Raw genomic sequence first — 14,277 nt, 5'->3', positions numbered from 1 at the left:
ATCGGCATCCGCATGGCGATGGGTGCGCGTCCGGCCGACGTGCTGCATCTGGTCCTGCGCCAGGGAATGGTGCCGGTGCTGCTGGGGATCGCGATCGGCCTGGCAGCCTCGGCCTACCTGACGCGCCTGGTGTCGGGGCTGGTGACGGGGGTCAACGCGATCGACCCCGTCACTTTCGTCGGCGTGTCTCTGGTGCTGGCGGCGGTGGCGGTGATCGCCAGCTGGGTGCCGGCGCGGCGCGCGGCGCGGGTCGACCCGCTTATTGCCCTGCGCAGCGAATAGGTCCGCAACCTACAGGAGAATCGATGGACGGAGTCCTTCAGGATTTTCGCCACGCCACCCGCCTTCTGATGAAAAGCCCGGGATTCGTCGTCGTGGCGGCGCTCGTGCTGGGGCTGGGGGTGGGAGCGAATACGGCGATCTTCTCGATCGTCAACGGCTTCTTCCTGCGGCCCCTGCCCGTCGAGGATCCGGGTCGCCTCGTCTGGCTGACGACTCTTTCCCCGGGAGCCGTGCGGCCCCAGAATCTTTCCTACCCTGATTACGTCGATATGCGCGACCACAACGAGGCGTTCACCGGCTTGCTTGCCTACGCCGATGTTCCCGTGGCGCTGGCGGGAGGCGATCGGCCCGAGCGCCTGCGCGGGGTGATGGTGTCGGGCAATTACTTCCCGGTGCTGGGTGTGAAGGCCGATCGGGGACGCTTCTTCGGGCCCGAGGAAGATCGGGCGGCGGGCGCCGTCCCGGTGGTGGTCCTGTCGCGCGCTCTCTGGAAGCGGCAATTCAGCTCCGACCCGAATCTCGTGGGTCACAGCGTGAGTCTGAACGGCCAGGCCTTCACGGTGGTGGGAATCGCTCCGGCCTCGTTCACCGGCACGGAGGCGGAATACGCGGCCGATCTCTGGGTTCCCTTGGCGATGCATGTCCAGGTGATGCCGGGCTCCGCTTCATTGCTGTCGCAGCGGGATGCCGCATGGGTGCGCGTGATGGGGCGCCTGAGGCCGGAGGTGAGCCTGGCGCAGGCGCGCGCGAGCCTGGCGGGCCTTGCGGCGGGAGTCGGGAACCCTCGTGGGAACCCGGGTGAAAAAGTGCAGGTGCAGGTCACTCGCGCCGGCGGGGCCATCCATCCGGCCACCGCCGGCGAGGTCCTGTCGATCGCCGGCTTGTTGATGGCGGTCACCGGGCTGGTCCTGCTCATCGCCTGCGCCAACGTGGCGAACCTGCTCCTGGCGCGGGCGGCGGCGCGCGGGCGCGAGCTCGGGATCAGGCTGGCGCTCGGCGCGACCCGGGCCCGCCTCGTCCGGCAGCTGCTCATCGAGAACCTTCTCGTCTCGCTGGTGGGCGGATCGGCGGGCTTCCTGATGGTCGAGTGGGGGACCGATCTCTTTCGCCTGTTCGCAGAGCTCCCGGACGAAATCGCCGGGGCGATGGCGCCGGATTTTCGCGTGTTCGCCTTCGCCCTGGGGCTCGCCGTGGTGAGCGGAGTCCTGTTCGGCCTCATCCCGGCGCTGCATGCCTCCCGCAGGGATCCGGCGCTCGTGCTGGGCAGCGACGGGACCGAGCGCAGCAGCGGCCGGACGAGGACGCAGCGTCTGCTGGTCGTCGTCCAGGTGGCGCTGTCGATGGTGCTGCTGGTGAGCGCGGGCTTGTTTCTGCGCAGCCTGGGCAAAGCCTCGCGCGTGGACCCCGGTTTCGACGTCGGCCACGGCCTGACCATGTCTTTCGACCTCAACCTGCAGGGATACTCACGGGAGAAAAGCCTGGCGTTCTACCAGCTGCTCCTGCAGCGCGTCCAAGCGCTTCCCGGCGTGGACTCGGCCAGCCTGGCGAGCCTCGCCCCGCTCAGCGGACGCATGCTGGGGATGCAGCTGATCCCGGAAGGAGCGGAAGGGGAAGCTCCCGGAGGTTTGCATGTCTTCGCGAACGCCGTCTACCCCGGCTATTTCCGGACCCTGCGCACGCCCGTGCTGCGCGGCCGGGATTTCACCGAGCGCGACGCGGCGGGGGCGCCGGGCGTGGCCATCGTCAATGAAGCCTGCGCCAGGCGTCTCTGGCCCGGTCAAGAGCCGCTGGGCAAGCGCATCAGCTTCGACGGAGAGTCGGGACCCTTCCTCCAGGTCATCGGCGTGGCCAAAAACGCCAAGTACGACGAGCTGACGGAGGACCCCCAGCCGTTCGTCTACCTGGCGCATCTTCAAAGCCCCGATCTTCTCTCGGAGGTGGCGCTTCTGGTGCGTGCCGAGAAGAGTCCTTCGCAGATTCTCTCGTCCGTGCAGCACGAATTGCGATCCATGGGGTCCGACCTGCCCATCTACTCCACGGGGACTTTCGAGGAGACCCTGCGGCTCAGGGCGGACAAGCAGCGCGGCATGACGAAGATGCTGAGCCTGTTCGGCACGCTGGCGCTGCTGCTGGCGTCGGTGGGACTTTACGGCCTGGTCGCCTTCTCGGTGGCGCGGCGCACCCGCGAGATCGGCATTCGTATGGCCCTCGGGGCGCGCCGCAGCGACATCCTGGGGCTGCTCGTGGGCGAGGGAATGCGTCTCACGCTGTGGGGCGTGGGCCTGGGGCTGGCTCTCTCGGCGGCCCTGACGCGGGCGCTCTCGAGCATGCTCTTCGGCGTGACGCCGGCCGATCTGGCCACTTTCGCGGGAGTGTCGCTGCTTCTAGGCGTGGTGGGCGCGGCGGCGAGCGCCTTTCCGGCGCGCCGCGCGGCGCGGCTCGATCCGGTGCGCGCCCTGCGCCACGAGTAGGCCGGGGATGGGACTGATTTCCAGCCTGCTGTACGGCGTGGCGCCCGGAGATCCGACGACCCTGGCGGCAACCCCGCTGCTCCTGCGGGGAGCGGCGCTGCTGGCGACACTCCTGCCGGCGCTGCGCGCGGCCCGGGTCGATCCAATCAGCGCCTTGCGGCTGGATTGAATTGGAAAGACCGGCCGCCGGGCCGGCACCCGAACCGGCTGCGCCCCTCCGGAGGGCCTGCCGCCCCGGAAGGAAAGAGGCGCGCGGCGCAGGATAGGCCAGACCCCGTCCCGCCCGGCGTGCTACGATTGCGATTCAGCAGAAGTGTCACGCGGCCGTGAGGAACCCCGGAGACCTCTCCGGCGGGCGGCCGTCGAGGTCCGATTTCCGCATGAAAGAGCGCGAGGCCGACTCCCCGGCCATCCTGATAGCCGACGACCAGCCCGATCTCCTCGAATCGCTCCGGCTCCTTCTCAAAGGGGAGGGGTACCGGATTCAGGCCGCGACCTCGCCCGCCGGGGTGCTGACGGCGCTGGAAGAGCGTGACTTCGACGTCCTGCTGATGGACCTGAACTATGCCCGCGATACGACCTCCGGACGCGAAGGGCTCGACCTCCTCTCCAAGATCCAGGTCCTCGACGCCAACTTGCCGATCGTCGTGATGACGGCCTGGGCCAACGTCGAGCTGGCGGTGGAGGCGATGCGCCGCGGAGCACGCGATTTCGTGCAGAAGCCATGGGAGAACCAGCGCCTCGTCTCGATCCTGCGCACCCAGGTGGAGCTGGGTCGCGCGCTGCGCAAGGGGCGCCTGCTCGAAGCCGAGAACCGGGCGCTGCGCGACGACGGCCGGCCTGAGCTGGTGGCGGAATCGTCCGCGATGAAGCCGGTCCTGCAGGTGATCGAGCGGGTCGGGCCGTCGGACGCCAACGTCCTGATCACGGGCGAGAACGGCAGCGGCAAGCAGGTGGTGGCCGCGGCGCTGCACGCCGCCTCGACCCGCTCCGGACGTGGCATGGTGACGGTGAACGCCGGCGGGTTGTCGGAGAGCCTGTTCGAGAGCGAGCTGTTCGGCCACGTGAAGGGGGCCTTCACCGACGCCAAGACCGACCGGGTCGGCCGCTTCGAGATGGCCGACGGCGGCACGCTCTTCCTGGATGAGATCGCCAACATCTCGCCGAAACAGCAGGCGCGGCTGCTGCGGGTGCTCGAGACGGGGGAGCTGGAGCGCGTCGGCTCGTCGCGCACGCGCAAGGTGAGCGTGCGCATCCTCTCGGCAACCAACGCCGACCTGCGGGAAGAGGTCGCCTCGGGCCGCTTCCGTCAGGACCTCCTGTTCCGCTTGAACACGATCGAGATCCGCGTCCCTTCCCTGCGCGAGCGGCGCGAGGACATCCTGCCACTGGCCGCTCTCTTCCTGCGGCAGCATTCGCGCCGCTACCGCAAGAAGACTTCCGCCTTCGACAACGCCGCGACCCAGGCGCTTTTGGAGCATGGCTGGCCTGGGAACGTGCGCGAGCTGGATCACTCGGTCGAGCGCGGCGTGCTGATGTCGGTAGGGGACCTGGTCCGGGCTGCCGATCTGGCGCTGCGCGCCGGAGCGCCGCCGCCGGGACGACTGGAGGAGATGAGCCTGGAGGAGGTGGAGATCACTCTCATCCGCAAGGCGCTCGCCAAGTTCGGCGGCAACGTGACGCAGGCGGCGCAGGCGCTCGGCTTGTCGCGCAGCGCATTGTACCGGCGCATCCAGCGGTACGCGCTGTGAGCCGGCGGCGATTTCGTCCATCCTTCGAGCGCAGGGTCCTCTTCCTGGCGCTGCTGGCGGGACTCGGGGGCTCGCTGACGGCGCTCGGACTGCTGTGGTCCGGCGATTACTCCGGCAAGGTTACCTGGACGCTCATCACCTTCATCGCGCTCTCCTGGCTCGGCTTCGCCTTCTCCCTGCGCAACAAGGTGGTCATGCCGCTGCAGACCCTCTCCAACCTGCTTGCGGCCCTGCGCGAGGGGGACTTCTCGATCCGCGCCCGCGGCGCGACGCGCGGCGATGCGCTGGGCGACGTGATGTTCGAGGTGAACGCCCTGGGAGAGACGCTGCACGGGCAGAGGCTGGAATCGCTCGAGGCGACGGCGCTGCTTCGCAAGATCATGGAAGAGATCGAGGTGGCGGTGTTTGCCTTCGATGAGGCCCAGACACTGCACCTGGTGAACCGGGCCGGCGAGAAGATCCTGGCGCGCCCCGCCGAGCGGCTGCTGGGGCGCTCGGCCGAGGAGCTGGGCCTCGGGGATTTCCTGCGGGATGAGGCGCCCCGCATCCTGGAGCGCACCTTTCCCGGCGGATCGGGACGCTGGGAATCGCGCCGCAGCGGCTTCCGCCAGGGCGGGCTGCCGCTCGAGATGCTGGTCATCAGCGACGTGAGCCGCGCCCTGCGCGAGGAAGAGCGGCAGGCCTGGCAGCGGCTCATCCGCGTCCTGGGGCACGAGCTGAACAACTCGCTGGCGCCCATCCGCTCCATCGCGGCCAGCCTGGAATCGCTGATGCGCCGCGAGCCGCGCCCCGCCGACTGGGAAGAGGACCTCCGCCGCGGCCTGGCGATCATCGCGGCGCGCTCCGAGGCTTTGAACCGCTTCATGGAGGCCTACGCCCGGCTGGCGCGGCTGCCGCGCCCCGAGATCCGGCCGCTGGATCTCGGCGCGCTGGTGCGCCGCGTCGTGTCGCTGGAGACGCGCATCCCCATCGCGCTGTCTCCCGGCCCGGCGCTGACCATCGGCGCCGACGGCGATCAGCTCGAGCAGCTCCTGATCAACCTGATCCGCAACGCCGTCGACGCGGCGCTCGAGACGCACGGCCGGGTGCGCGTCGGTTGGAACAAGACCGCCACGCATTGCGAGGTCTGGGTGGATGATGAAGGCCCGGGCTTGTCCAACACCTCGAATCTCTTCGTGCCCTTCTTCACCACCAAGCCCGGGGGATCGGGCATCGGCCTCGTGTTGAGCCGGCAGATCGCCGAGGCGCACGGCGGCTCGCTGAACGTGCAGAACCGCCAGCCGCCGCCCGGCTGCCAGGCGCTCCTGCGCCTCCCCCTGCGCCCCCGTCTCCGCGGCGACGCCACCGGCAGCTGATCCTCAGAGTCCGAGATTGCCGGCTCATAGGCATTCGCCAAGTCCACCGGTTCAGCGGATGGAAGCTGCTCCTCGTTCCGGGACTGCACCGCTATCACTTGCAGGGGTGACCGGGGTGCCTCCCGCGGGCGAAGGTTTGCACGGCGCTGCATTCAGTGCGCGGGCCCCAAGATCATTGACTCTCTTTTGTGGCCGCAGCGCTGTCCTGGATCAGACTCTTCAGAGCCGCCTCGGCTACCTGATGCAGGTCCGGCGGGGCACCGTACAACACTCGTGCGGTTTTCCCGGAGCGATCGAACAGGAACAACGTTGGAACCGAGGTGATGTCGCCGAAGGCTTGCGCCGTGGCGGTGTCGGCGATTGCCCAACGCAGGTCGGAGCTCAGCGACTTTGTGGTGGTACGGACTTCCTCCTCGGGGGATTCCACGGCCAGGGCCAGAATCTCCAGGTTGTCCCCATGCTTAGCCTTCAGGTCACCCAGCCAGGACAATGTGGAGCGGCAGGGAGGACACCAGGTCGCCCAGAACTCGACCAGGACGACGCGACCCGCGAGCTGGTCTGCGTTCAGGAGATTTCCGGACAGGTCGGGCAGACTGAATTTGGGAAGCGCCGCCATTTCATGGGCCGTGCCACTCGTGCCGGCGTGCTCCCGGCTGACGATGTCTTGGTGGCCGGAGAGGATCAGATCGACCATGCGGATCAGATCCGCTTTGAACCTGGCCTGATTGTCGGCATTGCGCCAGGGTGCGTAGCGACCCGTCCCATCGACTTCCCCGAAGTATCCGAAATCACGGGGAACCGCCACCAGCACGTCGTCCACGAAAACGGCGGGATAGCCCTTCACGCCGTAGCGCTCGGCCAGCTTCGATCCGCCAAAATTCTCGCTGACGAAATGGACTTGCCCGGAATACCTGGCTGCGACTTCCTGTACCAGCAAACTTGCCGGGTCGGAGATGTTTCACGTGTAAGGCCAGCGGACGAGAGTAATCTCGACCGTCTTGCCCGATGCCTTTTGCAGGGGGGAGGCGGGCTGTCGCGCCGCAGCATAGGCAGGCAGGACCTGGTCAAGAATCACCCGGGCGCTGCGCCATTCGTCCGCGGTGGGAGCGGTGCCGTCCGCGTGTGATGTTTGGGACCAGGCGCGTTGCAGAAACAGCTCTGCGATGGAGTCGTCGTTCGTCGATGCAGACAGCTTTTTCTGCGTTGCGGCCAGGTCTTCTTTGAGGCGGGATTGATTGGCGTCATCGAGGGGCGGTGCTTCGAGCATGCCGTAGTGACGTATCGCTTCCAGGTATTGATACAGAGCGCCTGCATGAAACCTGGTGGAGTCGAGCTCTTCCGCGAGCTTGATGGTCGAATTCAACGCGATAAAGCGGGGATGCAGGTCGATGGATCGCGGAGGCTGGAAGGCCGCGTTGGCCTTGGCCTGGAGCGCCTGGAGCTCTGGCAGGTAGGAGCGCAGCGGGAACTTCGCTTTGGCGGCAGGGAGATTCAGGGCGGCACAGAATCCGGCGAATTCCGCTTCCCCTTCGGCCTGACCCATGTAGAACAGGCCTTCGGCGGGACCCTTGGAGATGGCGAATCCGCGGGCCCCGTCCAGCAGCGGAATCGCTTTGCCTTGGGCGGCTTCGGACAGAGCGCGGACGGCTACGGCTGCAGCTCCCCATGTCCGCTCATGCGCTTTCTTGTCGAGCGCCGCAAGACGCTGGCTGGCTGCTCCCCAAGCCGCCTCGAAGGCGGGCAGGCCCTGTTTCACCAAGGAAGCCTGGTCGACCATCACTCGGATGCCTCCCAACAGGTCCGCCGCTCGTCCGAGGCTTTCCAGGCTCGAGTAAAAATCACCCGCAGCACTCGCCTGGGCGGCGGCTTGCAGAGCCGCTTTTGCCGCATCGCCCGCCTCGGCGAAGTCTGAATTGGAAGCAGGCTTCTCTTTCAGGGATTTCTGCAGGCGCTCCGTCTCGTTCTTGATGCTGGTAGCTGCATCCTGAGAGGGCGCTGCCAAAGCGAAGGCGAATACCCAGAGGAGCAAAGCCAACGGAATCAGCCTGCGGGACAAGCTCACCTTCGACTCCGAAGTCATGGGACGACCCTGATGTCTTCAAATTGTCATACGCCTGGCTCGAGGAATGGTTTCTCAGGTTGTGCCGCTTCGCTGCTCGCACTCCGTGGGTGAGCAGGCCGCCGAAATTGAGTACGGAATATGTAAAGTTTGCTTGACTTGCCCGAGAGTGACGTGTAGAGTTCGATGGAAAGTTTACTTGACATGACGATTCGCATACGGAACCGGGTCAAGGAGCTGCGCGTCGAGAAGGGGTGGACGCAGCAGCAGCTCGCCGAAGCGGTTGGCGTCTCGCGTCAGAGCATCAACTCGATCGAGCGCGATCGCTACGTGCCGAGCCTGCCGCTGGCTTTCACCTTCGCGAAGATCTTTGCCCGGCCGATTGAAGAAATCTTTCTGCTGGAGAAGCACCGATGAGAATTCCTGGAGTGGGCGTGATCGACGAGCGATTTCTGGAGCATCGGAGACGGTCCACCAGCCTGGCCGGCATCGTCTCGAGCGCTCTCTCGATTGTATTGTTCGAGTGGCGCTATCTCGTGGACCACATCTTTTCCTGGGATCTGCTCGCCATCGGCTTGACCTTCGTGGTGGTCAAGCTGACCGTCCTGATCTGGTACCGCCTCACCGATTGACCTGGAGACAAAGCGATGACACTTCGAAATCCTCTTCATCAGCCTAAGATTGTTTTCCGGCTCGCCATGTTGTGCCTGCTCCTGTTCTTTGCGACCGGATTCCTGACACGTTATGCCACGAGCGCTTGGACCGATCGGATCGACGGGATACGCGGCATGCTCCTGGGAATGGAATTGGGCTTGATGATCTGGTGGCTCCGCCTGGGGGGTCATTCGAGCTGCGGCGAATCCAGCTCCCTGAGCGACAAATAGCGGTGAGCTTCGACTCTGGCCGGCGGACGAGCCGGCGAGGGTTAAGGGAAAAGATTTCAGGCCCAGGCTTGTCGACCGCGGCACCGACGCCGACCAGCCGAACCGAATCATCACCGGCTGGCTGAGTAAGCCACCTTCGAGCCGCATCGGGCTCTTCCTGGCGAAGATTATCTCGCCGATGTGGGCGTGGGACTGCCTCGTTGCTGCTGGCGGAGATGAGGGTTGCTTTGACACCCGAGCAAGGCGGCAGCCGCTCGCCGTGTCACACTCGGGTGATCAGCTCCGTGCGGCGGAAGCGGCGGAAACCGATCCAGAGCACCAGCAGTGCCAGCACCCAAACGACGGCGCCGAGCACCACCACCAGCAGCGGGCCGAAATAGAGCACGCCGGTAAGCTGGCCGATCATGAGGACAACCACCGGGAGGACGACCAGCCCCCCGGACTGGAAGGCCTCATGCGCGGTCGCGACGCGGGAGGAGAGGATGACCACCGTGCCCAGCCCGAGCAGCGCCACCGCCGGGGCGACCCAGAAGAGGAGAAGGACCCAGGTGAGATTGGGGAAGAAGAGCCGCCCCATCACCGGCCACGCAGCCAGGTTCACGGTCACGGCGTAAAGGACGAAGCCGCCTGCCGCCACCGCGACGGCGGTGAACCAGGCGCCGGCCACCTTTCCTGCGAACAGCTCCAGGTCGGTGAGCGGCGTGTAGAGGAGCGACTCGAGTGTCTTTCGCTCCCGCTCGCCGGCGAAGGAGTCGGCCGCGATACCGGAGGAGACGAGGAGCGGCACGATGAGGAATAGTGGCGCCCATAGGTACCCGGCGACGTATGCCACCACCATCTGGAGGTCGGTGTAGCCGCGGAAGCTCTCGCGTAGCGCGGCGGGGAGGTGCGCCAGCAGCTCGGCGATGTCGTTGGCGCCGGCGCTCGGCGGGACAAAGTACGCGGCCAGGAGCATCCCACCCGGGACGATGACCAGGAGGAGGAGCGGCACGAGCACCATCGGGAGCATGACCAGCCTGCTCCGCCGCACCACCAGCAGGTCCTTCTCCGCCAGCGCCCGCACCAGCGCCGCTCTCATGTCGCCCTTCTCATTCGGCCCTCACATCGCCCATCAGGGCGTAGTAGACATCCTCCAGGGCCGCGTGCTCCACGCCCGCGCGGTAGACCGGGATGCGCGCGGCAACCAGCGTCTCCAGAATCGAGGGGACATCCGCGTGACCCGCGCCACGCACCGCGACGACTCCGGATTCCATTGGCTCCGCCGCGGCGTGCCCGGCGCCGCGGAGCGCGGCCACCGTCTCGGACACACGGGGCGCCTCCACCTCCAGCTCAACCCGCACGGCGCCGTAGCGCTGTCCAAGCTCTCCGGGAGATCCCATCGCCAGGATGCGGCCGGCGCGCATCACCGCCACGCGGTCGCAGAGCCGCTGCGCCTCGACCAGATTGTGCGTGCACATGAAAATGGTGCGCTCGCGCCGCCGGAGCAGTCCGATGAGCTCGTGGACCTGGCGCGCCGCCACCGGGTCGAGCCCGGAGGTCGGCTCGTCCAGGAAGAGGAGCTCGGGGTCATGGAGTATGGCGCGCGCCAGTGCGAGCCGTTGCCGCATCCCCTTGCTGTACGTCCCGACCCGGTCCTTCGCCCGCTCCGCGAGCCCGAACTCCTCAAGAAGCGCCTTCACCCGCCGCGAGAGCTCAGCCGAGGGGAGGGCGTAGAAGCGGCCGTGGAAGGTCAGGTTCTCCGTGGCAGTGAGCCGGTCGTCCACCGACGGCACCTCGGTGAGGACCCCGGTGCGCCCCCGGAGTGTCGGCCCGTCGCGCACCGGATCGAGGCCCAGCACCTCCGCCTTCCCGGCGGTCGGCGCGAGGATTCCGTTCAGAAGCCGGACCGTGGTCGTCTTCCCGGCTCCGTTGTGGCCAAGAACCCCGAACACCTCGCCCGGGCACACTTCCAGCGAGAGGCCGTCCACGGCGACGACGTCCCCGAACCGGATCGTGAGTCCCGCAGTTCGAATGACCAGGACAGATCTCCCTGGCGCGCCCGACAACATGCCTGAGCGAATGGCGGACAGGCGATTCAAGCTGGAATTGTACGTCTGATAATGGATTCGATTCTTGAGTGTCTGCTTGAAGGGAGAGTTTACCTCACGAGTCGACCGCTTGCACCCTGCTCGCTAGTGAGGTACCCGCTGTTGTTTCAGCCAGGCGCGCACGTCGTCCCAGAAAGGCACGGGTCCTGACGGGGTGAACAGGGAGTGGTTTGCCCCCGGGTAGGTGCGAAGCACGATCGGCACGCCGCGGTCCGCGAGCACTCTCAGGTTTCGGAGCGTGTGGCGTACGGGGATGCTCTCGTCGGCCTCCCCGACCAGCCAGAGGAGGGGTGTCGTCACCCGGCGCAGGATGGGTAGGTTGTCGAATCCCGCGGGTCCTTCGTATGCGTCCACGCGCGCGTCAATCTGCTCGGGCGTCAGGTCATCGTGCGGCCGGATTCCGTCTCCCGTGGCCTGGCTGTACGCATACTCGTCCCCGACGCTGCCGGCCGGCCCCGACTGGATGATGGCGAAGGCTACCTCGCCGGGCGAGGCGTTCCCGAGCGCCGCGGGGATAATCCAGCCGGCCTGGCTCACGCCGAAGAATCCGACGCGCGAGGCATTGACGCCATCGCGGCGGCGTAGAGCCCGGAGCATCGCCAGGGCGTCCCTGCCGAGCAGCGGCATCCTCGCGGGGCTGGTGAACACGCCGACGTCATCGTATTCCCCCGTCGACTCTCCGACGCCGCGCTTGTCGTAGCCCAGCACGGCGATCCCCATCGACAACAGGCGGACGCGCGCGTACTGCATGTCGTTGCGCGTCATGCGGCCGGAGCCATGCACCAGCACCGCGGCGGCGAAGGGAGGCTGGCCGGAGCTGGGGAACCAGATCCGGCCGGCGAGCAAGGCGCCTTCGGTGCTCACCCTTAGAGTCCCGTCCACAGGCATCGTCGAAGCTGCGCACGTGACAACGCAAGCAGCCAATACGACAGCGGCGGGCCAGGAGCGCTTGTGGAATGCGTAGAAAAGATCGCCCATAGGGTTGGACTTCGCGGAGCAAGCGCCGTACCAGCCCCGATCAAGCGCCAGACCCCTCCTCGCTGGGCGCGGAAATGGAGGGCTGGGACCGGATGTTCGTTTGTGGGATCCACCGGTTCCGGAAACGGGCGCAGGAACCGGGTCGAAGAGTGCGGGCGCCGAACCTGTGCTCCGGAGATCCGATCTCATAGAATCAGTGGACTGCTACTTGACATCCCGGTCTCTAGCGACGCTATGGTCAGTCGCCTCGTCGAACTGAAGAGGAGTGTCTTTCATGCGAGGACCCTTGCGCGGGTTGCTGGCGGGAGCAGCGGCCTGGAAACTCGGCGGTGGATGTCTTTCGACGATCGTGATCTTCCTGATCGTGTTCTGGATGCTGGGCTATGTGAATTGCTGACTTCGTGACAGCGTGCGCTCAATCCGAGGTGAGGCTCACGGCGATTACTTCCCGGAGCTCAACAGAGGGCGCAGAGGCGTCGAAGGGGAGGCGATTGCCTGAGTTCGCATGAGCTTTCGCAGGCGTCTCATCGCCTGTGCTTCGATCTGACGGACGCGCTCGGCGGTGACTCCCAGCCGCTTTCCGATCTCCCGGAGCGTGAGAGCCTTCCCACCGTGCAGACCGAACCGATCGATGATGACCGTCTGCTCCTGGTCGGTCAGTGTCTCGACGGCAAGACGGATCAACTCCTGGCTTTCCTCCTGGAGAAGGCCCTCCTCGGGACTCACCGCTTTCAGGTCCACCAGGGATTCGGAGAGGGGCGTGTCCTTGTCCCGGCCGGTCTTCTCGTCCAGGGAGACGGTCTCCTGCCGGAGCTGAAGGAGTTCGTCGACTCTCGCTATCGTGCTTTGCAGCTTCCGGGAAACCTCCTGCCGGTCGGGCTTCCTCCCCAGCTTCCTGGCAAGGTCACGCTGGGTGGCGCCGACTTGTCGTGCCCGGTCGATCTGGTACTTGGGGATTCGAACCGCGTGGGAATCGCGATAGAGGGCCAGATGGATTGACTTCTTTATCCACCACACCGCGTAGCTGATGAACCGGTTTCCCCGGCTCGGATCAAAGTGGCGGGCCGCTTCGACCAGGCCGACATTGCCTTCATTGATGAGGTCTTCGAAGGAAAGACCGGAATTTCGAAAATCCGCTGCGACGCTCACCACGAAGGCCAGGTTCGACTCGACCAGCTTGTTGATCGCCTCTGTCTGATCCTTGCCGGCGAGCGATGCCGCCAGCTCCTGCTCCTCTCTCCGGGAGAGAATGGGAAACTCGCGAATTTCCGAAAAATATCTGGAGACCGAGCTGCTTCGGTCTTTGAGCCTGTAACCCATCCGGCTGACCCCCGACTGGGGACCGCCCGCGACACCAAGGCGGGCAGCTGCCGAGCTCGCCGATTTCCGTGAACTCATCTCGCGGCTCCTTGATCGCTCGTCGAACAGTGCCAGCATAGAAGTCCGGGCCTCTGCGATCAGTGCTCGAATGCGCCAAAATCATGGCTTCTCACGCCAGGCTGCCAGGCGCTCCTGCGCCTCCCCCTGCGTCTCCGCGCCCGCGGCGAGGCCACCGGAAGCTGATTAGAGCATCCGGTTGTCTGATAGAGCCCGATCGCCAAGCGCGGTCGGGCTCTTTTTGTCTAGGTTGCTCGCCGGAAGGACAGGAGAAGCAGATGGGGCAAAGACCCCATGGCGCTTCTTCAGCTCCGCCCCTTACCATGTCGGAGTGAAAACGTTCTCTCAGCAAGAGGAGGCTAGAAAATGGCTAAAAAGAGTCGTGGCGGAAGAATGACGGCGGCCAAAAAAAGGGCCGCACAGAAACCCGGTGGCAAGGGAAACGTGAAAAATCGACGAGCTGGAAAGCGAATCATGAGTACCTAAGTCCTCAAGGAAAGGATCATCTCATTCATGCTCTGGAGGGATGGTCATCGAAGAGTGGGAGGGGCCGGGGAGTTCCAAGGACGACGAGCCCGCGGGGCCGGCCTCACCCATGAAAGGAGACCCCGTGTGGCCCAAGATGCCATGAGCAGCGCTCCCATTCCAGCCACAGCCGCGAATCCCGATCCCACCGCGGGCGAATCGGCAAATCGCTCCGAAGAAGCTTTGATCATGCAAGGGACGCCCACGTCGGACGCGACGCGGTCGACCGTCCGCATGTCTGTGGACGCCCGGGGCCTGGCGCTCGGCATCCTGGCTACGGTCGCTGTGGTGCTCGTTCTAAAGTGGGCGCAGAGTTTCGTTATATCCCTGATGCTCGGGATCTTCTTTTCCTACACCCTGAATCCGCTCGTCGGGTGGCTCGAGAGGATCAAAATCCCTCGCGTGCTGGGTGCCATTGTCGTGCTGGTGGCGGTAGTGTGCGCGCTGGTGCTGGGGGTCTATTCGTTGCGTGGGCAGATACAGACAATTATTGAACAGGTGCCGGAAG

Annotated in this window: 15 protein-coding genes; 9 read left to right on the top strand and 6 right to left on the bottom strand. The window is 65.9% G+C overall.

Features of this window, described 5'->3' with window-relative positions; translation table 11 throughout:
• The 5 genes from VFW45_03315 to VFW45_03295 form a co-directional block, all read left to right on the top strand.
• On the top strand, nucleotides 1-282 hold a 282-nt coding region (locus VFW45_03315; protein HEU5179794.1), incomplete at its 5' end, for an FtsX-like permease family protein.
• A 23-nt stretch (nucleotides 283-305) separates the two neighbouring features.
• Nucleotides 306-2,753, top strand: coding sequence for an ABC transporter permease (locus VFW45_03310; GenBank protein ID HEU5179793.1), 2,448 nt, complete (start codon nucleotides 306-308; stop codon nucleotides 2,751-2,753).
• A 7-nt stretch (nucleotides 2,754-2,760) separates the two neighbouring features.
• Nucleotides 2,761-2,922 carry a hypothetical protein gene (locus VFW45_03305; GenBank protein ID HEU5179792.1) on the top strand — a complete coding sequence of 54 codons (162 nt, stop codon included), beginning with the start codon at nucleotides 2,761-2,763 and terminating at the stop codon, nucleotides 2,920-2,922.
• A gap of 211 nt (nucleotides 2,923-3,133) precedes the next feature.
• The gene (locus VFW45_03300) at nucleotides 3,134-4,504 is read left to right on the top strand and encodes a sigma-54 dependent transcriptional regulator (protein HEU5179791.1); all 1,371 of its coding nucleotides are present in this window, start codon (nucleotides 3,134-3,136) and stop codon (nucleotides 4,502-4,504) included.
• Nucleotides 4,501-5,859 carry an ATP-binding protein gene (locus VFW45_03295; protein HEU5179790.1) on the top strand — a complete coding sequence of 453 codons (1,359 nt, stop codon included), beginning with the start codon at nucleotides 4,501-4,503 and terminating at the stop codon, nucleotides 5,857-5,859. The genes VFW45_03300 and VFW45_03295 overlap by 4 nt, the downstream gene beginning before the upstream one ends.
• Before the next feature lie 172 nt (nucleotides 5,860-6,031).
• On the opposite strand, the gene VFW45_03290 is transcribed toward VFW45_03295, so the two are convergent.
• Nucleotides 6,032-6,796 carry a TlpA disulfide reductase family protein gene (locus VFW45_03290; protein HEU5179789.1) on the bottom strand — a complete coding sequence of 255 codons (765 nt, stop codon included), beginning with the start codon at nucleotides 6,794-6,796 and terminating at the stop codon, nucleotides 6,032-6,034.
• Between the two features lie 21 nt (nucleotides 6,797-6,817).
• The gene (locus VFW45_03285) at nucleotides 6,818-7,921 is read right to left on the bottom strand and encodes a hypothetical protein (protein HEU5179788.1); all 1,104 of its coding nucleotides are present in this window, start codon (nucleotides 7,919-7,921) and stop codon (nucleotides 6,818-6,820) included.
• A 201-nt stretch (nucleotides 7,922-8,122) separates the two neighbouring features.
• On the opposite strand from VFW45_03285, the gene VFW45_03280 reads away from it, so the two are divergent.
• On the top strand, nucleotides 8,123-8,335 hold the full coding sequence (locus VFW45_03280) for a helix-turn-helix transcriptional regulator (GenBank protein ID HEU5179787.1): 213 nt from the start codon (nucleotides 8,123-8,125) through the stop codon (nucleotides 8,333-8,335).
• Entirely contained in the window at nucleotides 8,332-8,550 is a 219-nt protein-coding gene (locus VFW45_03275; GenBank protein HEU5179786.1) for a hypothetical protein, read from the top strand. Before VFW45_03280 ends, VFW45_03275 begins: the two co-directional genes overlap by 4 nt.
• A 514-nt stretch (nucleotides 8,551-9,064) precedes the next feature.
• On the opposite strand, the gene VFW45_03270 is transcribed toward VFW45_03275, so the two are convergent.
• The 3 genes from VFW45_03270 to VFW45_03260 form a co-directional block, all read right to left on the bottom strand.
• Nucleotides 9,065-9,880, bottom strand: a complete 816-nt coding sequence (locus VFW45_03270) for an ABC transporter permease subunit (GenBank protein ID HEU5179785.1) — start codon at nucleotides 9,878-9,880, stop codon at nucleotides 9,065-9,067.
• A gap of 10 nt (nucleotides 9,881-9,890) precedes the next feature.
• Complete coding sequence (locus tag VFW45_03265) at nucleotides 9,891-10,769, bottom strand: ABC transporter ATP-binding protein (protein HEU5179784.1); 879 nt, start codon at nucleotides 10,767-10,769, stop codon at nucleotides 9,891-9,893.
• A 204-nt stretch (nucleotides 10,770-10,973) separates the two neighbouring features.
• On the bottom strand, nucleotides 10,974-11,753 hold the full coding sequence (locus VFW45_03260; protein ID HEU5179783.1) for a prolyl oligopeptidase family serine peptidase: 780 nt from the start codon (nucleotides 11,751-11,753) through the stop codon (nucleotides 10,974-10,976).
• Nucleotides 11,754-12,141: 388 nt separating this feature from the next.
• On the opposite strand from VFW45_03260, the gene VFW45_03255 reads away from it, so the two are divergent.
• Nucleotides 12,142-12,264 (top strand): hypothetical protein, encoded by a 123-nt coding sequence (locus tag VFW45_03255; GenBank protein ID HEU5179782.1) that lies wholly within the window; start codon nucleotides 12,142-12,144, stop codon nucleotides 12,262-12,264.
• Nucleotides 12,265-12,308: 44 nt separating this feature from the next.
• Here VFW45_03255 and VFW45_03250 read toward each other — a convergent pair whose 3' ends face one another.
• Entirely contained in the window at nucleotides 12,309-13,265 is a 957-nt protein-coding gene (locus VFW45_03250) for an RNA polymerase sigma factor RpoD/SigA (protein ID HEU5179781.1), read from the bottom strand.
• Nucleotides 13,266-13,856: 591 nt separating this feature from the next.
• On the opposite strand from VFW45_03250, the gene VFW45_03245 reads away from it, so the two are divergent.
• Nucleotides 13,857-14,277, top strand: a 421-nt coding sequence (locus VFW45_03245; GenBank protein HEU5179780.1) for an AI-2E family transporter, incomplete at its 3' end; no start/stop codon positions are given.

The sequence above is a fragment of the Candidatus Polarisedimenticolia bacterium genome (genome assembly GCA_035764505.1).
GTDB lineage: Bacteria > Acidobacteriota > Polarisedimenticolia > Gp22-AA2 > AA152 > AA152.
The sequence above is the reverse complement of the archived record's forward strand: the minus strand, read 5'-3'. Positions and strand labels throughout refer to the sequence as shown.